Source organism: Burkholderia sp. PAMC 26561, from assembly GCF_001557535.2.
Classification (GTDB): Bacteria; Pseudomonadota; Gammaproteobacteria; order Burkholderiales; family Burkholderiaceae; genus Caballeronia.
In genome coordinates this window covers 2,673,379-2,694,064 of record NZ_CP014306.1, presented here as the reverse complement: position 1 = coordinate 2,694,064, position 20,686 = coordinate 2,673,379, and the positions used below count along the sequence as shown (strand labels likewise).

Here is a 20,686-nt window from a genome sequence, read left to right as displayed (position 1 = left end):
CTCAGTGTTTCGACGGGCAGAGATCAAGAGCAGGTTGCGTGCCTGTTATCGATCGCATTTTCCAGCAAGATCGGCGCGCATCCTGCTCGCGGCTTGCCTGCGACGGAACTCAGCACCGCCACGTCATTTGTCCATCATTGATCCAGAGGCTTTCCCTTGCCCACTCGCCCCCTCTCCGTCAAGTCAACGCCAGCCGGCACTTCCCATGGCAGCGCCGAGGAGAGCCGCGCGCTCGGCCGATCGTTGCGCGACACCACTCCCTTTGATGCCCACGCTGCGTGGCAACCGGAGCACGACCGGCCCGATCCGGTCGAACGCGTGCTTGCAAACAACGCAGGCAGACAGGAACGCCTCGTGCCGCTGAGAATGGCGCGCATGGCCGTTTCTCCGTTTGCGTTCCTGCGCGGCGCGGCAAGCGTGATGGCGTGGGATCTGGCGCGAACGCCGTCCATCGGGCATCACGTGATGATCGATGGCGACGCGCATCTCAACAATTTCGGCCTTTTCCGCACGCCGCGGCAAGACGTGGTCTTCGACCTGAATGACTTCGATGAAACCATCGTCGCGCCCTGGGAATGGGATCTGAAGCGGCTGACTGCCAGCATCAACGTGGCAGCGCGGGAAAACGGCGTCGATGCCAGCGGCCGCGAGCGCGCCGTGCGCTCGGCCTGCGCGGGTTATCGGACAACGATGTCCACGCTATGGCAAGTACCCGCCTACGACCTCTGGCAAATGCGCTCTTATGCGAGCGTGCTGCATATCGAGGCGCCCGTCGCGCTTGATTCGGCCGAAAAAGCAACGATCACGAAGGCCGTCGAGCGGGCGACCAAGCGCAGTCACGCGACCATGCTCGCGCGGGTTGCCGAGCCCGCGGGCAAAAGCTGGCGCTTTCGCGAGGACCCGCCCATTCTCACGCGTCTCGACAAAGCTGAGACGAACCATGTGATCGAAGGATTGCGGGGATACACGCAGACCATCGCCGGCGAGTGGCGCACGATGCTCGAGCGCTACGACGTGGCCGATGTCGCGCATCGGGTAGTCGGGGTGGGCAGCGTCGGTACGCGTGCGTATTTGTTGCTGCTGCTCGGGCGCGCACATGGCGACCCGCTGTTCATGCAGGTAAAGGAAGGCATCGTGCCGGCCGCCGCGCCATTCATGCCGGCGATGCCAGAACCTTTCAATCACCAGGGCCGGCGCGTCGTGCACGGGCAGCGCCTGCTGCAAAGTTCATCGGACCCGTTGCTTGGATGGACGACGATCTCGGGGCGCGACTTTTATGTCCGACAGATGAAAAACATGCGCGGCTCGATTCCCGTCGACTGGCTGCATGGCGCGACGTTGGACTTTTACGCTTGGTGCCTGGGCCTGTTGCTGGCACGCGCCCATGCCCGCACGGGAGATGCCGCGTTGATCGCGGGGTATTGCGGCAGCTCGGAGCGGCTGGACGCCGCATACGCGCAATGGGCCGAGCGCTACGGCGCGCAGACCGTCGACGATCACGCAGCCTTCGTGCAGGCGATCGCCGCGGGACGCGTAAAGGCGGCGCCCCCGGAAAAATCCTGACGATTGGCTCGACAGCTTGTTCAGCTCCTATCTCACAAAAAACCGGGGACGGAATTGCAACCGATTCGATATCATTGTCACTATCCGTTTCAATGAATGGTCGCCCGATCAGAACGACTCCAGCTTCCGCGGCGTTTCGGCCATTCGTTTATGGATTTGATTCAATGGCACATCCTTTGCTGCCGATTCTTGTGAACTATTTACGGAGGAAGCGACGCATGAGCATGGTTCAGGAATTCAAGGCCTTCGCCTTAAAAGGCAACGTAATGGATCTGGCGGTCGGTGTGATTATCGGCGGCGCGTTTTCGACCATTGTCAATTCGATCGTGAAGGATCTGATCATGCCGGTCGTCGGACTGGCGACCGGCGGGCTGGACTTCTCCAATTTGTTCATCAAGCTGGGCGAGATTCCACCGTCGTTCAAGGGTAATCCCGGCTCGTACAAGGATTTGCAGACTGCAGGCGTCGCCGTATTTGGCTACGGGTCGTTCATTACGGTACTGATCAACTTCATCATCCTGGCGTTCATCATTTTCCTGATGGTCAAGTTCATCAACAGCCTGCGCAAGAATGAAGCGCCCGCGCCAGCGCCTGCAACGCCTGAAGACGTGCTCCTGCTGCGCGAGATCCGCGACTCGCTCAAGGGTACGCCGCGCGTTTGAAGTGGAACCTGCCACTCACATCCACGATTGATTCAGGCGTGATACATAAAAGCCCGCGATGCTTGCCGCGGGCTTTTTGTTTTGTGCCCGCACTGTTGCGGGGATGCCAGTTCGTGACATTCGCTTGAATTTTCCTCGCGATTTTTGGCGCAGCGGGGTTTCGTAGGTCTATTATTGAGACATGAATGCCATGCGAGCCGCAGCAGGGTTTTCGGCAGAATTCGTGCGGCGCTGCACGACAGGTCGATTGACCCAGGTGCTGCGCCCTTACCCTGAATCGCCGTGAACCCACCACTTCGATGTGCTATAAAAGATCGACGTGTCCAGACAAACGAGCGGCCCGCCAGACGGGAGTGGCCGCATGAGGACGCTGCGTTTTTTGCAATTCTTTTTCAGGCGAATTTTTATGTCCTTCCCGAAAAAGCGTAGACGCGCGAAGGTCGACGGCGATGAGTCCTTCCTCGCCGTGCTCAGGCATTTCAAGCCGTTCGGCCAACTCGATACGAAGATCGCACGTGCTCGCGCCCAGGATGAACCGGTGTTGTATGCACATGTCCTGCCGGGGCTCGATGTACTTCTTTGCAGCGTGCGGGGTGCGCAACCGCCCTATCCAGCAGTGGAGGAATTGCACCGGCGGTGTATTGAGTGCATCACCAATGCGTTGGAACAGCCGATCGATGGGCTCGAGAATGGCGGGTATTGGTATGAGGCTAATGGGTTCGGAATTCTGGTCTTTGCCAGCCGGGCCCGAACGCAGATTTTGAGCGAGTTTGGTGCGACCGCGAGTTCGCGGGTTAGACGTGGGGCCCGCAGGCAAGATGCGGGGGATGCGGCTTCGAGGTTGAGGTAGGGCGGGGTCGGGGTTTGTGCCGGGTTGTTGCTTTTCAGGTCTTCGCGCGTTACCTCCTGGCTGATCTTTTTCGCACTATTGGCCACTGTGCGTGGCGGCACTTCATTTCTTTTTCCAACGGCGAAAAAGAAACGAAGCAAAGAAAACGCCTCTCAACCGCTAATTCTTAAGTGTCCCAAGCGTGCAGTGACAACTGTTTGGTACTTCACAAGAACGCTCGACGCCGCAATCAAGAACACTTGAAACCCTCCCCCTCCGTCAACAGATACCCACACGCTTCGCCACCAGTGCCTGTGGCAGTCAAATCGGAAACCCGTATTGCGCGTATCAGCATGAGCGCAATAATGTAGACAGCGACAACCCTGCGTCTTGGCATTGTGTCCGCGCTGCCTAGGCTCAAGACTTGCTGCAACACTTCTGAGCAACTTAGGCCCCGCGCAGCGGACTGCTAAACAGAACCGGGAGAATCCATGACCGATCACGTCTACAAACAAATCGAGCTGACAGGCTCCTCCACCCAATCCAGCGACGACGCCGTGCGCGTTGCGCTCGAAAAAGCATCGAAGACACTTCGCAACCTTCACTGGTTCCAGGTCACCGAGACCCGCGGCCAGATCGAAAACGGCAAGGTCGCCTACTGGCAAGTCACGCTTAAAGTTGGACTGCGAATCGACGATTAAGATTAATCGCGACGCAGACAACAAAGGCCGCGCTCACACCAGAGCGCGGCCTTTTCATATGACGTTCATACCGACCGGCGACTTATTTCGGCAACGTACCGTCCACGCCCTCAACGTACCAGTTGATTCGCTGCAGTTCCGGATCGCTCAGGTTCTTGCCGGCTTCGATCTTTACCGCACCGGCCTGATCCTTCACAGGTCCCATGAAGACATCCCATTTGCCGCTTTGCAATTCTTCGCGCTTCGCCTGAACCGCCTGCATCGCTTTCGCCGGGACAACGGCCGTATTCATGTCTTCAATATCGACCGCCTTTTGCGGCATGCCCAGCCACACCGGATCGGTCTTGACCTTACCCGCCAGAAGCTCCTCAACCATCATGTTGTAGTACACGCCCCAGTGCGATACCACCGACCCCAGATGCGCGCTCGGACCGAACTTCTTCATGTTCGAATCCCAGCCAAATGCATAAACCTTCTTCTCAGCGGCCGTGGCGAGCGTCGCGTTCGAATCGGTGTTTTGCAACAGGACATCGGCACCCTGTCCAATCAGCGTTTCGGCTGCCTGCTTTTCCTTGCCCGGGTCGAACCAGCTATTGATCCAGATGACCTTCGTGTGGATCTTCGGGTTCACCGATCGCGCGCCCAGCGTGTACGCGTTAATGTTGCGGATCACCTCGGGAATCGGCACCGACGCAACGAAGCCCAACGTGTTCGTCTTTGTCACGTAACCGGCAGCCACACCCGCGAGGTATGCGCCCTGATACATGCGGTTGTCGTAGACGCCGAAATTCTTGGCCTTCTTATAGCCCGTCGCGGTCAGGAACGTAATGTCCGGATAATCGCGCGCCACTTTCAGTTCGAAATCCTGATAACCAAAGCTCGTACCCAGGATCACCTTGTTGCCCTTCGCCGCCAGGTCGCGAAACACGCGCTCGGAGTCCGCCGATTCCGGGACGTTTTCCACTCGCGTGATCTTGATCTTGTTGCCGTATTTGGCTTCGATCTCCTTCGTGCCGGCATCATGCGCAAAGGTCCAGCCTGCATCGCCTGGATTGGCGAGGTAGACGAACGCAATGCCGGGTGCATCGGCGGCCTGCGCCGGGGCGGTCACCATCGTGGCGGAGAGCGCGAGCATCGTGCCCACGGCGCCTGCCGCGCCCAACGTATTCAGCCAGCTTTTCTTCATCGTGATTCTCCTGTCGATGTTGTTTATAAATCGTGGTGCAAAAATGGGATGGCAAGCACCCTTAGCTCGCCGCGAAAAACGGCTTGCCGAGCGAGGCAGGAGCGTTGAGCTTGATCGTGTTCGGATTGCGCGAGATCAGCACCAGCACGACGATGGTCGCAAGGTACGGCAGCATCGCGAGAAACTGTGTCGGAATCGGCACGCCGATCGCCTGTGCATAGAACTGCAGGGCCATCACGGCGCCGAACAGCAACGCGCCGATCAGCAACCTGCCCGGCCGCCACGTCGCGAACACGACCAGCGCGAGCGCAATCCAGCCGCGCCCGGAGGTCAACTGTTCCTGCCACAAATGCAGGTAGACGATCGAATAATAACCGCCGGCAATGCCCGCCATGCCGCCGCCGAAAAGCGTCGCTGCGTAACGCACGCCGACCACGGGGAAGCCGACCGAGTGCGCAACCGACGGCGACTCGCCGACCGAGCGCAGCACGAGCCCGGCGCGCGTCTTGTACAGAAACCAGCCGATCACGCCGAACATGATGAACGCGAGATAACCGAGCGGCGTCAGCATGAAAAACGCCGGTCCGATGACGGGAATGGAAGCGAGACCAGGTATCGGCAATACGTCGATGGAAGCTCGCACCGCCGCCGACGTATAAGGCTTGCCGATATACGCCGAAAACCCGATGCCGAAGATCGTCAGCGACAAACCCGTGGCGACCTGATTAGCGAGCATGGTGATGGTGAGGAACGCGAACACGAGCGACATCAGTACGCCCGCGACGATCGCGCCCATGATCCCGAGCCACGGATTGCCGGTGATCGCGGTGACGGCATATCCGGTGACGGCGCCCATCAGCATCATGCCTTCCACGCCGAGATTCAAAACGCCCGACTTCTCCGCGACAAGCTCGCCCGCGCCGGCGAACATCAGCGGAATGGCCGCGACAACGGCGCTCGATGCAAGCGAACTGGCTTGATTGATGTCCATATGCTTTTATCGACTTATTTATGAATGCGCGTGCGCGACGACCCGGCGGCGCACGCGATAGTTGACGAACAAATCCGCGCCCAAGAGGCAAAACAGCAGCAAGCCCTGGAACACGCCGGCGAGCGCTTGCGGCAATTGCAGCGACGTCTGCACCGCTTCGCCACCGAGATACAGCAGCGCCATAAGAAGACTTGCCAGCACGATCCCGACAGGATGCAAGCGCCCGACAAACACAACGATGATCGCCGTAAAGCCGTACCCCGGTGACCACCCGGCCTGCAACTGGCCGATCGGCCCGGCGACTTCGCCCATGCCGGCCAGACCGGCGAGACCACCGCTCAGCAGGAGTGAAGTCCAGATGGCTTTTTTATCGGAGAAACCGGCGTAGCGGGCGGCGAGCGGCGCGAGACCGCCCACGTTCATCCGGTATCCTGCGAAGCTTTTCCTCATGAACAACCATACGAGCGGAATCGCAATCACCGTCAGGAACACCGATGCGTTGATCCGCGTTCCCTTCAGCCACGCCCAGCCCCAGTCGCTGTAGAGACGCGGGAATTGGGCGGCATCGCTGAACATGGCCGAGATGGGGAAATTCATGCCTTCCGGATCTCGCCACGGACCGCTCACCAGATAGATCAGCAATTGCGTCGCAACGTACGTGAGCATCAGGCTCGTCAGGATTTCGTTGGTGTTGAAACGGCTCTTGAGCAACGCGGGGATCGCCGCCCAGACCATGCCGCCGATCACCCCGCCAATCATCATCAGCGGGAGGATCCACCAGCCGGTTGCATCGGGGAGATGAATCGCGATGCCGCCCGCGACGATCCCGCCGAGCAGCATCTGCCCTTCCGCGCCGATGTTCCAGACGTTCGCCCTGTAGCCAACAGCAAGCCCGAGCGCGATCAGACACAAGGGCGACGCTTTCAGGACAAGCTCGGACCAGCCATTCACGTTCGACAACGGTTCGATGAAAAACCCGTGCATCGCGCGCAAGGGGTCTTGTCCAACTAGCGTAAAAATCAGGAAGCCGATGATCAGCGTCAGCACGGCAGCAACCACCGGCACCGCGAGTTGCATGGCGCGCGACGGCGTAGGCCGCGCTTCGAGTCGGTACGGAAAATTCATGATGTCGATGCCGTGGTGTCGAGGGCGGCGGGTTCGGCGCGGTTGCCATCGAAGAGACCCGCCATGAAGAGGCCGATTTCTTCCGCGTTTGTGAGGCCGGTTTCGCGAACCGGAGAAAGTTTGCCGCGGGCAAGGACGGCGAGGCGGTCGCAGATATCGAAGAGCTCTTCCAGTTCCTCCGATATCACCAGGATCGCCACGCCGCGCGCGGCCAGATCGAGCAATTGCTGCCTGATGAAGCCGGCTGCGCCGACATCGACGCCCCATGTCGGTTGCGCGACGACAAGCACCTTCGGCTCCTGCAGGATCTCGCGGCCCACGATGAACTTCTGCAAGTTGCCGCCGGACAGGCTTTGCGCGAGCGCGCCGTTGCCGCCGCAGCGGACATCGAAGGCGCTGATGCAACGGTCGGCGAACGCGCGCATGGACTTCGTGCTGATCCAGCCGCCCCGCACCATATGTTCGCGATGCCCGGTCAACAGCGCGTTTTCCGCGAGTGACATGGCCGGCACCGCGCCGCGTCCAAGCCGCTCTTCGGGCACGAAGGCGAAGCCGAGCGCACGCCGGCCACCGGCGCTGTAGCGCGCGGCTGGCTGGCCCACGATAGTGATCGCATCGGGCGCGATGTGTTTATCGCGGATTTCGCCCGAAAGCGCGGCAAGCAACTCGGCTTGTCCATTCCCCGACACCCCAGCGATGCCGAAAATTTCTCCTGCATGCACGGAGAACGAAACGTCCTTGAGCGACGTGCCGAACGGATCGGCACTCGTGACCGACAAATTCTTTACCGCCAGTTTCACCTCGCCCGGCGTGTGTTCGCGCCGCGTGTAGTCCGGCAGCGAGTGGCCGACCATCAATTGCGCGAGCGATGCGTGCGTTTCCTTTCTTGGATCGACACTGCCCGTCACACGGCCGCCGCGCATCACCGTCGCGGTCTGGCACAGCGCCTGGATTTCATCGAGCTTGTGACTGATGTAGAGAATGCTGCAGCCTTCGGACGCAAGTCTTCTGAGCACCGTAAAGAGCTTCTTCACCGCTTGCGGCGTCAACACGGACGTCGGTTCGTCCATGATCAAGAGCCGCGGGTTCTGCAACAGGCACCGGACGATCTCGACGCGCTGCCGTTCGCCTACCGCCAGGCTATGCACGTGGCGCTGCGGATCGACATCGAGTCCGTAGTCCGCCGACACCTCGCGGATGCGTTTGCTCAAGGTCTTGAGATCGAATTTATCGTCGAGCGCGAGCGCAATGTTCTCGCCGACGGTCAGCGTATCGAAGAGCGAAAAGTGCTGGAACACCATGCCGATACCCAGCTTTCGCGCCGCAGCCGGACTGCCGATCTCGACCGTCTCGCCGTTCCACTGAATCTCGCCTTCGTCTGGCCGCACGGCGCCGTAGATGATTTTCATCAACGTCGATTTACCAGCGCCGTTCTCGCCGAGCACGGCGTGGATTTCACCGGGTTCGACGACGAGCGTGACGTCGTCGTTCGCCTTGACGGCGGGATATTGCTTGCTGATGCCGCGTAGCGCGAGGCGCGGAACACGCGCACCGCCCGGCTGAATGGAAGAGGAAATAGCGTCGCCCATATGGACTCAGAAAGTGCGGAAATTGCGCAAAACCGGGGTAACCGGTCAGGCAGCAACGGAAACAAGCAGTCTGCGAGGAAAAGATACCCAAAATGGTGCGGGGCGTCGATTGCTCAAAATAGTGCGCGTGATAACGCCACATTGAAGTCACTTCCAAGCAACAAACGGCTGTTGCAAAGCTTGCAACGAACTTGCTTTCGGGTATGTCTGTCTTGACGCCATGAATGTGTCATATTAAAAACAATATGTCCCGCACCTTGGTCTATCAGCTAGACCGTATATTGGAGAGAACATGAGTCAGCAACGCGAAGCAATCGATACTTACTTGTTACGCGTCCTGCACACCCTTCTCATGGAACGCAGCGTCACACGCGCGGCCGTGAAGTTGAATCAGTCGCAACCCGCCATCAGCGCGGCGCTCCGGCGTCTGCGCGATATCACCGGAGATCCGCTGCTCGTGCGCGGCAAAGCAGGCATGGTCCCGACCGAATACGGTCTGCGCCTGCTCGAACCCACGCAAAACGCACTGCGCGAGATCGAACGCATCAAGGTCCAGCAACATAATTTCGAACCGTCGACTTCGGTGCGGTGTTATCGGATTGGCTGTCCTGATTACCTGAACGTGTTGTTCGTGCCCACCGTGGTCGAGCGCTTTCGCATTGCTGCGCCCAACGCCACGCTCGAATTTCATTCGCTCGGTCCCGCTTTCGACTACGAACTCGCGCTGGAAGAAGGCAAGCTCGACATCGTTGTGGGCAACTGGCCCGAGCCGCCAGAACAACTGCATCTCTCGAATCTTTTTGTCGACAAGATCGTGTGCCTTGTCAGTTCCAATCATCCGTTTGCGCGTCGCGGCGCGCTCACACTCGACCAGTACCTCAACGCGCCGCATCTCGCGCCCACGCCTTATTCCGTGGGCCAGCGCGGTGCGATCGATGTCCATCTGGCACGCGAGCGCCTCAAGCGCCATGTGGTCGTCACGCTGCCCTACTTCAATCTCGCGCCGTACGTGCTGATCAAGTCGGACCTCGTGTTCACGACCACCCGCCTTTTTGCGGATCACTACGCGAAGTTCCTGCCGCTGACCGTGGTGCCCGCCCCGCTCGATTTCCCGCCAATGCAGTATTACCAGTTGTGGCACGAGCGCTGCCATTACTCCGACGAAGTACGGTGGCTGCGTCACCTGGTCGCCGATGCCACGCGCTCGCTGATCGATGTTCCCTGATCCTTTCCCGAGGCCCTAGCGGGCCATTTCCATCAGCTTTCCCGCCAGCCGGTTATGACGCTCGACGATCGGACCCAGATCGACGGTCGTCAACTGACCGTGACGCACGACCACCTTTCCATCGATAACACTCGTCGCCACCTGCGACGGCGCGCAGAAAACCAGCGCCGCGACGGGATCGTGCAGCGCGCCGGCGAAAGCGTGATGGCTTAGATCGAACGACACGAAATCCGCGGCCATGCCCGGCGCCAACGCGCCGATATCGTCGCGGCCCAGTACTTTTGCGCCGCCAAGCGTGGCGATCTCCAGGGCTTCGCGTGCGCCCATGGCGTCGGGACCAAACCCCACGCGCTGCAATAACATGGCTTGCCGTACTTCGGCGACCATCTGTGCGCCATCATTCGATGCCGATCCATCCACGCCGATGCCCACGCTCACGCCGGCATCACGCATCGCACGAATTGGCGCAATGCCCGATGCCAGCCGCATGTTCGAACACGGACAGTGCGCCACGCCCGTCCCGGTGCGTCCAAACAATTCGATACCCGCGCGGTCGAGCTGCACACAATGCGCGTGCCACACATCCGGTCCGACCCAGCCCAGATCCTCCGCGTATTCGGCCGGCGACATGCCGAACTTCCCGCGGCTGTACGTGACGTCATTCACGTTCTCGGCGAGATGCGTGTGCATCGATACCCCATACTCCCGCGCCAGTACAGCCGAATCGCGCATCAACTCGCGGCTCACTGAAAACGGCGAGCATGGCGCCACGACGACGCGCAGCATCGCGTAACGGCCTGTGTCGTTATATGCCTCGATCAGGCGCTGCGTGTCTTTCAGGATCGCGTCTTCTTTCTCGACCACTGAATCCGGCGGCAATCCGCCGTCTTTTTGCCCGACGCTCATGCTGCCGCGCGCCGCATGAAAACGCATGCCAATTTGCTGCGCCGACGCAATGCTGTCATCGAGCCGCGCGCCGTTCGGATAAATGTAGAGGTGATCGCTCGACGTCGTGCAGCCCGAGAGCAGCAACTCGGCCATGGCGGTGAGCGTCGACACCTCGATCATTTCCGGCGTCAGGTTCGCCCAGATTTTGTAGAGGCTCGTGAGCCAGCCGAACAACTCGGCGTTCTGCGCTGCCGGCACGGCCCGCGTCAGGCTCTGGTACATATGGTGATGCGTGTTGACGAGACCCGGAATCACCAGATGGCCCGCCATGTCCAGCACTTCGTCTGCGTCCTGCGGCAACTCGCTCGTCGGCCCAACGGCCACGATCCGGTTGCCTTCGATAAACAATCCGCCGTCGCGAATCTCACGCCGTGCGTCGTCCATGGTCACGAGCACCTGCGCATTCTTTACCAGCAAGGTTTTTTGCTTCTGTTGCATATTGATCTCCGCTGCTTCACTGTTTTCCGAGGGCGCGAAGATAACACTCGACTTCGCGTATTCACCCGGTTACCCAGCGTCGATCGCCGTCTTCGGGATGCCAGCCAGCCGCGCTGTGCAAGGCCTCACTGTCACAAGCCAAAAAGCCCCTGACAATGCGAACGCCGCCATAGTTGTCTTCACAGACTCAATATGATGGTGAATTTTGGCGCAGGTAGCATCGGCGGGAAGCGATGAAAAAGGGTTGGAACGCATGGCCGTTCTCGCCCGCAATGCAGGGTTTTCGCTCATGTGCTGCGGATTATCTTGCTTATCGCGGGCGTTATGATCACGGCAACTTTTTACAATGCTGAACACGGCGCGCATCCACTCACGCCGACGGGTATGTAGCCACGATTGTGGAGCCTCGATCCGCCGCTGAAGTCTGTTCCAGACGGTTCGATGCGCAGCCGCTCCTCGCACACTACAAGGACAACGCGAATGGGCAAGCTAACAACCCACGTACTCGATACCGCGCACGGCCGTCCCGGCGCCGGCATCAAAGTCGAACTCTTCGTTCTTGCCGGTGAAACCCGGCGTTCACTTCTCACCACCCAAACCAACTCCGACGGGCGTTGCGACGCTCCGTTGCTTCAGGACGGTGCATTCGTCACAGGCGAATACGAGCTCGTGTTCCACGCAGGCGATTATTTCGCTGCCAGTGGCGTAACGCTGCCCGAGCCACGATTCGTGGATCGCGTGGTGCTGCGTTTCGGTGTGGCCGATGCCACCTCGCACTATCACGTGCCGCTGCTTTTATCGCCATGGGCTTACAGCACGTATCGCGGAAGCTGAGGTTGATCGGAGTTTTGCTCAAGAGCTGGCCTTTGAGGCTTGATTAAAGAATTCGTGGTGGAGACGTTTCATGCAAGGTTTTATTGTTGACTGGCTTAATCTCGCGTTGCGCTGGCTGCATGTCATTGTGGCGATTGCGTGGATTGGCGAGTCCTTCTATTTCGTGGCGCTCGATAACAGCCTGAAACCGGCGAAGGACCCTGCCGCGACGAAGCGCGGCGTATTCGGCGAGTTGTGGCACGTGCATGGCGGCGGGTTTTACAACATGCAGAAATACACCGTCGCGCCGGAGAACATGCCCGAGGATTTGCACTGGTCGAAGTGGCCTTCGTACACCACGTGGATGTCCGGCTTCGGGCTCTTCATGGTGTTGTATCTGTTCTCGCCGAGCACGTATCTCATCGATAAAAACGTGCTCGACATGGGGCCGGTCGTTGCCGTTTCGTCAGCGCTGGGTTTCCTGCTTGCGGGCTGGATTGTTTATGACTCGCTGTGCCGCCTGCTCGGGAATCGCGACCGGTTGCTGGGCATCTGTGTTGGCGCTTACGTGATCATCGCGGCGTGGTTGGCATGTCATGTGTTCGCTGGACGCGCCGCTTATCTGATTACCGGCGCGACGCTTGCCACGATCATGTCGGCGAACGTGTTTTTCGTGATCATCCCCGGCCAGCGCAAGATGGTCGATGCCATGCTCAAAGGCCAGGTGCCCAATGCCATTTATGGCAAGCGCGGCAAGCAGCGTTCGGTGCACAACACCTATTTCACGTTGCCGGTGGTGTTCGTGATGCTGTCGAATCACTACGCGATGACTTACACGCATCCGTATAACTGGGCCGTGTTGCTGATCATCATGCTGGCCGGTGCGCTGATTCGGCAGTTCTTTGTGATGCGGCATCGTGGGCAGGTGTTGTGGTATTTGCCTGTGATTGGCGTGTTGCTGATGTTCGGTGCATTTGCGTGGACCATGCCGAAGGCTGTGCCGACTGTTGCGCCAGTGGCGGGTGCGCCGGTTGTGCGGGTTGCCGATATTGAGCCGATCCTGCAGCAGCGTTGCGCGACCTGTCATGCTGCACATCCTACGATGATGGGCGCCGCGCCCGCAGGGGTTTTGCTTGATACGCCGGATGCTATTTCGATGAACGCGCAACGGGTCTATCAGCAGGCTGTGGTGCTCAAAGCAATGCCGCTTGGGAACGTCACGCAGATGACCGATGCCGAACGGGCCAAGATCGCTGCGTGGTTTCAAGGCGGGGCTTTGAAGTAACTTTCGTTCGCACTGGTTTGGTTTGTTGCGCGGGGCCTGGACGGTTGATGGCAGTAGCTCGGTGCTCGGTTATGCCGGGTTGCTGCTGTCCAGGTTCTCGCGCGGTTTGTCTTGGCTGATTTCTTGAACACTATTAGCCACTGTCCGTGGCGGGACTTCATTTCTTTTTCCAACGGCGAAAAAGAAACGAAGCAAAGAAAACGCCTCTCAACCGATGGCTCATAAGTGTCCCGAGCGTGCGGTTCCAAACTGTTTGGTATTTCAGAAGAACGCTCGACGCCATAACCACCGACACTTGAACCCCTCCCCCTCCGAACTCTTACATCCACACGCTTCGCCACCAGTGGTCTCGGGCTAGTTCCAATGCACATAGGGCTTGGTATGACCGAATCCTTCGTTTGCGATCTATGGCTTGATCAAATGTTCGCTTAGTTAGCTGAGCCTCTGAAACACCTTCAAACAAATCCAGTAAAGCAAAAAGCAGCGGCACGGGTTGAACCGGCTCGCTGCTTTTCGTTCACGCAAATACTCTAGTCAGGTACGACCGAAGTCCTCGTCCATCAACCAGAGCGATTCTTCCAGTTGCTGCTCATTGAGGTTGACCCCATCACCGCCACGATCAACCACGATGAAGTCACTCACTTCATCAAGTGCAATCAACGGGTGATGCCAGACTCCCTTCGCGTAATTCACGCCCTGCCACCCGCGCGTCACAAACGCGCGAATAGCAGAAGGTTTCAACTCGCCAGCCGGCGCCACCACGACCAGGTACGGTCGATCGTTGAGCGGCACAAACGCCTGACTTCCCAAAGGATGCCGCTCGAGCATCGATACCTCGAACGGCAGCACCCGCGGCTGCCCGCGGAACAGGTTCACCAGCGTCCGTCCACCTTCGTCTTCCACATCGATACGAGCCAGATCATGGAAGCGCATCGTCGTCCCGAGGTTGATCGGGATCTGCTTCGCGCCCTCGAGCTCGATGACATCGCCGAACGGCTCGAAGGCTGCCTTGGTCAACGGTTCAACTGCCAACTTTTTCATCGCAGGACCTGCTTCATCATGAACTTCACGCCAGCGTGCCGAACAAGCGCAACCGCGATACGCCACCATCCGGATAAATGTTGAACCGCACGTGCGTGACAGGGCCCAGTGCAGCAATCTCCGATTCAAACCCGTGCTGCTTGTCCATCTGCAACTTCTGCTCGCCAAGCAGCACCGGCCAGAACATAGCCTGCGTAACGAGCGAACTGTCGGTTCCACCCGTCACATACGCGGCCTGCAGCGAACACCGGTCAGGATAATTTCCCTTGAAATGCGCGGTATCGACTTCGATTTTCTTGATCACGCCCGGCTGCGCCAACGCGACGATGCACCAGTCGTTGCCCGGCTCACGACGACGCCGCGTTTCCCAGCCATCGCCCATGTTCACGCCGCGGCCCGGCATCAGCAAGGTCGACGCCAAGCCGAAATGCTGATTGTTCGTGCCAACCAGATACGCGCCATTTTCCATGGCAGCGAGATCGAACAATTCGCTGCGGCTCGCACTGCTCCAGTCGAGCTGCGGCTGACCATAGACGCGCAACCGGGCAATACCGCCATCGGGATAGATGTTCACGCGCAAATGCGTGAACGGTTGTTCATTCGCGACATCCACGTAGTGATGCGTGTTGCCCTGCAAGGTCATGGACGGCACGACCTCGGTCCACTTCGTCGACTGGTTTGGCGCGCCATCGGCTACATGCGCGCCTTCAATGGACGCCGCCGGCGGGAAGTTGCCGGTGAAGTGGCTCGTGTCGATATCGAACCCCTTGATCACGCCCGGCCGCGCCAGTTTCACCACACACCAGTCGTAACCACTCACGCGCTTGCGGCGCGTTTCCCAACCGTCCATCCACTTGCCGTTATCGTCGAATTTGCCCACGATGAAAACAGCCGGCTCCGGATTCAACATGCGCTCCTTGGGCGCAAAAAAATCGTCGCTGGCTTCGAGCGCCTGCGCGCCAAGCCGCGGGTCCGCGAGGTTCACATAACGGCGCGTGAATTCGGGAGCGTTGGGATCGAGTGTCGGAATGGACATGAGGTTCCTTGTATGAGTTGAAGGCGGCGCGCGGACATCAGGCGACGATCAGATCGTCGAGCCTGAAGCGCGCTATCCGGTAGATTTGCTGCAGACTTTCGCGCAACTCGACATCGCGGCTGTTATTAAGCCGCGCCTGGAAGTTCGCGATGATGCCGTGACGATCAAACCCGCGCACGGCCAAGATAAAAGGAAAACCGAACTTCTCACGATAGCCTGAGTTGAGCGCCTGCAAGGTGTCGAACTCTTCCTGCGTGCACAGATCGAGGCCCGCACCGCTTTGCTCACGCGTGGACTCGTGCGTGAGTTCGCCACGCACCGCAGCCTTGCCCGCAAGCTCGGGGTGAGCGTTGATCAACGCAAGCTGACGCGCGTCGCCGGCGTTATCGACTATGGATGCCATGGTTTTAAAAAGCGCATCGACGCTCGCAAAGGGTCTCTTCGCCACCGCCTCTTCCGCGACCCAGCGCGAGTGTTCGAAGATGCCGGACAGCGCGCCAACGAAATCGTCCGCGTTCACGGCGTTAAGCTGTTCTAGTGTCATTCGTGTAGTCGTCATCACGCGCTCGCTCCTGCCGTACCTTCATACGGGTGATGTTCGCGCCAGTGGCGCGCAATGTCCACGCGGCGCGTGACCCACACGCGGTCATATTGTTCGATGTGGTCAAGGAACCTCTGCAGCGCGCGAAAGCGCCCGGGACGCCCGAGCAATCTGCAATGCATGCCGATGGACAGCATCTTCGGCGCCTCGCTGCCTTCTTCGTAAAGCACGTCGAATGCATCGCGCAGATACACGAAGAATTGTTCCGCCGTGTTGAAACCCTGCGGCGTGGCGAAGCGCATGTCGTTGGTATCGAGCGTATAGGGAACGATCAGTTGCGGCGTTTTTGCGCCGCCGCTTACTTCCACGTCCATCCAGAACGGCAAGTCGTCGCCGTAATAATCCGAGTCGTAGAGAAAGCCGCCGTGCTCCGCTACCAGTCTGTGCGTATTGGGACTGTCACGTCCCGTGTACCAGCCAAGCGGTTTAACGCCCGTTACGCGCTCGATGGCTTCCATGCCCAGACGCATATGCTCCGCTTCCTTCTCGGGCGACATGTCCTGATAGTGGATCCATCGATATCCATGGCACGCAATTTCATGCCCCAGCTCGACGAATGCACGTCCAAGATCCGGATGACGTTCAATCGCCATGCCAACGCCAAACACGGTCAGCGGCAAATCACGCTTTTCGAACTCGCGAAGAATGCGCCACACGCCCGCCCGCGACCCGTATTCATAGATGGATTCCATGCTCATGTGACGCGACGGGTAAGCAGCCGCGCCCACGATCTCCGACAAAAATTGCTCGGATGCCGGATCGCCGTGCAGAACACAGTTCTCTCCGCCCTCTTCGTAATTCAGCACGAATTGCACGGCGATGCGCGCGTTCCCGGGCCAGTTCGGCTGCACGGGATGCCGGCCATAGCCGATCAGGTCGCGTGGATAATTCGATTGGTTCGACATGGCTGGATCAGTGCGTGAAAGTCGATGGGGCCGCGCACGGTGCCTAAGGACCCTGCATTGGACCCTGCGCGACGATAGTCCAGTTTAGCGAAAACGCATCGCCGCGCCCATATTCATACGCAGATATTGCGGGTCAGGTGACAGGTATGTTCTGCGCACGCCACCAGGGTCATTTGACTCATTCAGGACTATAAGCCGCGAGGGCGCCGTCGTATTGTTTAGCCAAGGGGCGCGCATAATCGCCGCGCTTGGCAGTTTTAAGCCTTAGCGAAATTAACGCCTCCGCCCATTTGACCGCAGTCATCACGCCCTCGATTACCGGCGCGCCAATTGCATCTTCAATCTCGCGACAGAACTCCGCCATGCCGGCGCACCCCAGGACGATGGATTCCGCGCCATCTTCCGCTAACGCCTTGCGACATTCATCGATGATGATTGCGCGCGCTTCGGAACCGGGAATGTCGAGATCGAGCACGGCGACATCGGTTGCGCGCACGTTCTTGCAAAAGCGCTTCATACCGTATCGCTCGGCCAGATGCCACGACATCGTGCATGTGCGCCTGAGCGTTGTTACAACAGAAAAGCTCGGCGCAATCACGCTTGCTGCATGCATTGCCGCTTCGGCTATCCCTATGACAGGACCGCTTGCGAGTTCGCGCGCCGCGTAAAGGCCGGGGTCGCCAAAGCACGCAATGACATAACCATCCAGGCCTTCTTTCTCGCCCTTTTCTATTTCCTGCAGCAAGGCCAGCGTTGCAAGCGCTTCATCGTAATAGCCCTCAATGGACGGTGGTCCCATCGACGCGCTGACCGAGATGACTTCCGTCCCATCCGATGCCACCTCTCTAGCGCAGCGATCCATTGCGCGTGTCATGCGTTCGGTCGTATTTGGATTGATCAGTTTGATGCGCATTTATACCTTCTTCCTTGAGCGTACGGAAAGCACCAGTGAAATCACGTTCATGCCACGCTACACCATGCGCGGCATGAATTTTCTTCAGGAAAAATTCGACACTGATTTCTTGTCCGCGATGATCCAGTAAAACAAGGCGCCCAATCCCGCGCCAATGAACCACGAGAAGTTCGCCGAACCCTGCAACGCCGGGATCATCACGCATGCGACCGCAATCGCAGCAGCGGGCAACAAGGCCGATACCGCGCGCCAGTTCACGCCATTGGTGTACCAGTAACGTCCTGTTTCAGAGGTCGTGTACAACTCTTCCACGTTGAACTTGCCGCGCTTCATCAAGTAGAAGTCCACGATCAGCACGCCATACAACGGTCCGATAAAACTGCCCAGTACATCGAGCGTGTAATGGATCACGGCGGGGTTGTTGAAGAGGTTCCACGGCGTGATGAAAATCGACGCCACCGCCGCCATCATTCCGCCCATCCGCCAGCTGATCAGACGTGGTGCAACATTCGAAAAATCGAAAGCCGGCGAAACAAAGTTTGCGACGATGTTGATACCGATGGTTGCGATCTTAAAGGTCAAGGCGCCCAGGATGACGGCCGTCGGTTGATCGATCCGCCCAACGGTTTCAACGGGGTCCGTGATCAGTTGACCGAACACCGGCAAGGTCGCGGCGGTCGTCACGACGGTGACAAGCGAGAACGCGAGAAAGTTGACCGGCAATCCCCAGAAGTTGCCGCGCTTCACGCTCTTATAGCTTTTGCAGTATCGCGAGAAGTCGCCGAAATTGAGCATCGGTCCGGAGAAGTAGGACACGACCAACGAGATCGCCGTAATCATGACCGGCACCACTTCCATGCCGTGATACTTGACCCCGCCCAGGTTCAATCCGATATTGCGCCAACCCGCACGCCACACCATGTAACCGGCAAGAATGAACATCACGATGTACACCGCCGGCCCCGCGAAGTCGATGAACTTCTTGATCATCTCCATGCCGCGCCAGAACACGACGGCTTGCAGGACCCACAGCAGCATGAACCCGGCCCAGCCCAACGCGGACAAGCCCGCAAAGCCGTGATTGTGGACATCGGCGTAAGGCATCCATTGCGGCATGAATTTCAGCAACACGATCACGAGCGCGCTGGAAGCAAGGAACGTCTGGATGCCATACCACGCGACCGCGATCAGCCCGCGAATCACGGCGGGAAGGTTCGCGCCCAGCACGCCGAAGGTCGCGCGGCAGGCAACCGGATAAGGCACACCGGCCTGTTGACTCGGCTTGGCGATCAAGTTGCAAAGTACATTGACGATACCGATTCCAACCAGCAACGAAACCAGCACTTGCCAGCTCGTCAGGCCCAACGCGAACAGACTTCCTGCGAAAACATAACCGCCTACGCTGTGCACGTCCGACATCCAGAAAGCGAAGATGTTGTATGCGCCCCAGGTCTGGTGCTTGAGCGGCGCGAGGTCGTCGTTATAAAGACGATCGCTATAGCCAGCCGGATAATCTGGATCGCGGTCCGAATCTTCGTAAGGGGGTATTGCAGCACTGCCAGGGGTCGCGCTGAACTGAACCATGACTTCTCCTTGAATGAACTCGGCAATGGCGCCGCTTAAGATCGTCGTTGAGGTCGTCGACTTCTACGGCTTCGTTGTATGGCTACACGGCGCCTTCGCACAGGTTCGCGCGCGGCGTTCTTTTGATCGATTCATTTGGCAGTCCAAACGCATACAGACGTTGCGCGGACGCAATTCAACACTTCAACACGCGCACAAAAGCGCATGCATCCAGGAAAAGGCACGGTCAAGTCACGCATTCGTTCAATGCGGACCTTAAGATTCACTCAACTTTCAATTAAGGCTTATCGCGGCGCGCCCATGCTTAAGGTCGCGCGGCAACACACTTCGTTCAAGCGCTTTTTTCGCGCTCGGCGGACTTCGGTTTGGCGAAGACTTCATGCAGATCGACTGCGCCGCGAGCGGGCCGGTCGAGCATTTTCATTTCCACGTCCTGCAAGTGACGCGCCATCAGTTCGGCGGCTTTGGGCGCGTCGCCGGCGTCGAGTGCGGCCAGGATTTCCTCATGATCCTCAAAACTGCAGGAGCTCCGGCCAAGCGACTCATACAACGCCGATATCAGCGTGGAGCGCGCCACCAGCCCCGACAGGCATTCGCACAAGACAGTGTTGCCGGTAAGCTGCGCGAGCTCCTTGTGAAACTCGCCCGACAACCTTATCCACGATGAAAAATCGCGGCTTTCATATGCTTTGCGTTCACGTCCGATCGTCGCGCTGATCGACTTCAGCCTGCGCGTGCCGTGTCCGCTGCAAATGCGCTCGACCACGGCCATCTCGACGATGCGCCGCATCTCGAACACTTCATGGACCTCTTGCACCGACGGACTCGCGACAAATGCGCCCCGGTTCGGCTCGAGATCGACCAGACGCTCGCTCGCGAGTTGCGCCAGCGCCTGGCGCACCGTACCGCGCTTTACATCGAATACTTCGCACAACTGCGCTTCTGTTAGCTTGGCCGCAGGCGCGAGACGATGTTCGAGGATCGCATCACGGATGTTTGCCGCGATCGATTCGGCCGTAGCCGCGGCAGCCGGAACCGCATTACCAATGACGCTTACCTTCGATAAAGCTTTCATTTTGTCTTCGGACATGAGCGCGTTCGCCTGTATGTGTTGCATCTTATGACGGACATAAAAACTGTCAACAATTTCTCGTGAAATTCGATCGCCTGCGGGAGGTCACGATACTCAAAAGCAGTCCAGAGGCCTGCAGGTAAAGGCTTGGGAGGCCTTATCAGGTAAATCCCTCACTC

At 58.8% G+C, this 20,686-nt stretch carries 18 protein-coding genes and 1 pseudogene; 7 read left to right on the top strand and 12 right to left on the bottom strand.

Going from position 1 to position 20,686, the window contains the following annotated elements; translation table 11 throughout:
• The first annotated feature begins 156 nt into the window (after positions 1–156).
• From AXG89_RS12420 to AXG89_RS12405, 4 genes are all read left to right on the top strand, one after another.
• On the top strand, positions 157–1,563 hold the full coding sequence (locus AXG89_RS12420; RefSeq protein WP_061999211.1) for a DUF2252 domain-containing protein: 1,407 nt from the start codon (positions 157–159) through the stop codon (positions 1,561–1,563).
• A gap of 218 nt (positions 1,564–1,781) precedes the next feature.
• Complete coding sequence (gene mscL, locus AXG89_RS12415; RefSeq protein ID WP_062000815.1) at positions 1,782–2,225, top strand: large conductance mechanosensitive channel protein MscL; 444 nt, start codon at positions 1,782–1,784, stop codon at positions 2,223–2,225.
• 361 nt (positions 2,226–2,586) lie between these two features.
• The gene (locus AXG89_RS12410; RefSeq protein WP_061999210.1) at positions 2,587–3,075 is read left to right on the top strand and encodes a hypothetical protein; all 489 of its coding nucleotides are present in this window, start codon (positions 2,587–2,589) and stop codon (positions 3,073–3,075) included.
• A 470-nt stretch (positions 3,076–3,545) separates the two neighbouring features.
• Positions 3,546–3,755, top strand: coding sequence for a dodecin (locus tag AXG89_RS12405; protein WP_056353004.1), 210 nt, complete (start codon positions 3,546–3,548; stop codon positions 3,753–3,755).
• 82 nt (positions 3,756–3,837) lie between these two features.
• On the opposite strand, the gene AXG89_RS12400 is transcribed toward AXG89_RS12405, so the two are convergent.
• The 4 genes from AXG89_RS12400 to AXG89_RS12385 form a co-directional block, all read right to left on the bottom strand.
• Positions 3,838–4,941 (bottom strand): BMP family ABC transporter substrate-binding protein, encoded by a 1,104-nt coding sequence (locus AXG89_RS12400; protein WP_062169836.1) that lies wholly within the window; start codon positions 4,939–4,941, stop codon positions 3,838–3,840.
• 61 nt (positions 4,942–5,002) lie between these two features.
• Positions 5,003–5,932, bottom strand: coding sequence for an ABC transporter permease (locus tag AXG89_RS12395; protein WP_061999208.1), 930 nt, complete (start codon positions 5,930–5,932; stop codon positions 5,003–5,005).
• 18 nt (positions 5,933–5,950) lie between these two features.
• A complete protein-coding gene (locus AXG89_RS12390; RefSeq protein ID WP_061999207.1) occupies positions 5,951–7,057 on the bottom strand; it encodes an ABC transporter permease in 1,107 nt (368 codons plus the stop codon).
• Positions 7,054–8,646 (bottom strand): ABC transporter ATP-binding protein, encoded by a 1,593-nt coding sequence (locus AXG89_RS12385; protein WP_062169835.1) that lies wholly within the window; start codon positions 8,644–8,646, stop codon positions 7,054–7,056. Before AXG89_RS12385 ends, AXG89_RS12390 begins: the two co-directional genes overlap by 4 nt.
• A gap of 292 nt (positions 8,647–8,938) precedes the next feature.
• Between AXG89_RS12385 and AXG89_RS12380 the strand changes: the two genes are divergently transcribed.
• Positions 8,939–9,871, top strand: coding sequence for a LysR substrate-binding domain-containing protein (locus AXG89_RS12380; protein ID WP_056352995.1), 933 nt, complete (start codon positions 8,939–8,941; stop codon positions 9,869–9,871).
• 15 nt (positions 9,872–9,886) lie between these two features.
• On the opposite strand, the gene AXG89_RS12375 is transcribed toward AXG89_RS12380, so the two are convergent.
• Positions 9,887–11,257 (bottom strand): 8-oxoguanine deaminase, encoded by a 1,371-nt coding sequence (locus tag AXG89_RS12375; RefSeq protein WP_062169834.1) that lies wholly within the window; start codon positions 11,255–11,257, stop codon positions 9,887–9,889.
• A 480-nt stretch (positions 11,258–11,737) separates the two neighbouring features.
• Here AXG89_RS12375 and uraH point away from each other — a divergent pair, with 480 nt between their 5' ends.
• On the top strand, positions 11,738–12,091 hold the full coding sequence (uraH, locus tag AXG89_RS12370) for a hydroxyisourate hydrolase (protein ID WP_062169833.1): 354 nt from the start codon (positions 11,738–11,740) through the stop codon (positions 12,089–12,091).
• Positions 12,092–12,161: 70 nt separating this feature from the next.
• Positions 12,162–13,355 (top strand): urate hydroxylase PuuD, encoded by a 1,194-nt coding sequence (locus tag AXG89_RS12365; protein WP_061999202.1) that lies wholly within the window; start codon positions 12,162–12,164, stop codon positions 13,353–13,355.
• A gap of 534 nt (positions 13,356–13,889) precedes the next feature.
• Here AXG89_RS12365 and AXG89_RS12360 read toward each other — a convergent pair.
• The 7 genes and pseudogenes from AXG89_RS12360 to AXG89_RS12325 form a co-directional block, all read right to left on the bottom strand.
• Positions 13,890–14,396 (bottom strand): ureidoglycolate lyase, encoded by a 507-nt coding sequence (locus AXG89_RS12360; protein ID WP_062000814.1) that lies wholly within the window; start codon positions 14,394–14,396, stop codon positions 13,890–13,892.
• A gap of 25 nt (positions 14,397–14,421) precedes the next feature.
• Positions 14,422–15,432 carry an allantoicase gene (gene alc / locus AXG89_RS12355; RefSeq protein WP_061999201.1) on the bottom strand — a complete coding sequence of 337 codons (1,011 nt, stop codon included), beginning with the start codon at positions 15,430–15,432 and terminating at the stop codon, positions 14,422–14,424.
• A gap of 37 nt (positions 15,433–15,469) precedes the next feature.
• Positions 15,470–15,991, bottom strand: a complete 522-nt coding sequence (uraD, locus tag AXG89_RS12350; RefSeq protein WP_062169832.1) for a 2-oxo-4-hydroxy-4-carboxy-5-ureidoimidazoline decarboxylase — start codon at positions 15,989–15,991, stop codon at positions 15,470–15,472.
• Positions 15,991–16,938, bottom strand: a complete 948-nt coding sequence (puuE, locus tag AXG89_RS12345; RefSeq protein ID WP_062169831.1) for an allantoinase PuuE — start codon at positions 16,936–16,938, stop codon at positions 15,991–15,993. The genes uraD and puuE overlap by 1 nt, the downstream gene beginning before the upstream one ends.
• 181 nt (positions 16,939–17,119) lie before the next feature.
• Positions 17,120–17,851: pseudogene (locus AXG89_RS12340) on the bottom strand (aspartate/glutamate racemase family protein); the annotation flags it as partial.
• 84 nt (positions 17,852–17,935) lie between these two features.
• Positions 17,936–19,435, bottom strand: coding sequence for an NCS1 family nucleobase:cation symporter-1 (locus AXG89_RS12335; RefSeq protein WP_062169829.1), 1,500 nt, complete (start codon positions 19,433–19,435; stop codon positions 17,936–17,938).
• Between the two features lie 331 nt (positions 19,436–19,766).
• Positions 19,767–20,525, bottom strand: a complete 759-nt coding sequence (locus AXG89_RS12325) for a GntR family transcriptional regulator (RefSeq protein WP_082771467.1) — start codon at positions 20,523–20,525, stop codon at positions 19,767–19,769.
• Positions 20,526–20,686: the final 161 nt, after the last annotated feature.

Coding starts and splice junctions, on each gene's coding strand:
- mscL (WP_062000815.1), top strand. CDS start 1,782: ATGAGCATGGTTCAGGAATTCAAGGCCTTCGCCTTAAAAGGCAACGTA.
- AXG89_RS12410 (WP_061999210.1), top strand. CDS start 2,587: ATGAGGACGCTGCGTTTTTTGCAATTCTTTTTCAGGCGAATTTTTATG.
- AXG89_RS12405 (WP_056353004.1), top strand. CDS start 3,546: ATGACCGATCACGTCTACAAACAAATCGAGCTGACAGGCTCCTCCACC.
- AXG89_RS12400 (WP_062169836.1), bottom strand. CDS start 4,941: ATGAAGAAAAGCTGGCTGAATACGTTGGGCGCGGCAGGCGCCGTGGGC.
- AXG89_RS12395 (WP_061999208.1), bottom strand. CDS start 5,932: ATGGACATCAATCAAGCCAGTTCGCTTGCATCGAGCGCCGTTGTCGCG.
- AXG89_RS12390 (WP_061999207.1), bottom strand. CDS start 7,057: ATGAATTTTCCGTACCGACTCGAAGCGCGGCCTACGCCGTCGCGCGCC.
- AXG89_RS12385 (WP_062169835.1), bottom strand. CDS start 8,646: ATGGGCGACGCTATTTCCTCTTCCATTCAGCCGGGCGGTGCGCGTGTT.
- AXG89_RS12380 (WP_056352995.1), top strand. CDS start 8,939: ATGAGTCAGCAACGCGAAGCAATCGATACTTACTTGTTACGCGTCCTG.
- AXG89_RS12375 (WP_062169834.1), bottom strand. CDS start 11,257: ATGCAACAGAAGCAAAAAACCTTGCTGGTAAAGAATGCGCAGGTGCTC.
- uraH (WP_062169833.1), top strand. CDS start 11,738: ATGGGCAAGCTAACAACCCACGTACTCGATACCGCGCACGGCCGTCCC.
- AXG89_RS12365 (WP_061999202.1), top strand. CDS start 12,162: ATGCAAGGTTTTATTGTTGACTGGCTTAATCTCGCGTTGCGCTGGCTG.
- AXG89_RS12360 (WP_062000814.1), bottom strand. CDS start 14,396: ATGAAAAAGTTGGCAGTTGAACCGTTGACCAAGGCAGCCTTCGAGCCG.
- alc (WP_061999201.1), bottom strand. CDS start 15,432: ATGTCCATTCCGACACTCGATCCCAACGCTCCCGAATTCACGCGCCGT.
- uraD (WP_062169832.1), bottom strand. CDS start 15,991: ATGACGACTACACGAATGACACTAGAACAGCTTAACGCCGTGAACGCG.
- puuE (WP_062169831.1), bottom strand. CDS start 16,938: ATGTCGAACCAATCGAATTATCCACGCGACCTGATCGGCTATGGCCGG.
- AXG89_RS12335 (WP_062169829.1), bottom strand. CDS start 19,435: ATGGTTCAGTTCAGCGCGACCCCTGGCAGTGCTGCAATACCCCCTTAC.
- AXG89_RS12325 (WP_082771467.1), bottom strand. CDS start 20,525: ATGTCCGAAGACAAAATGAAAGCTTTATCGAAGGTAAGCGTCATTGGT.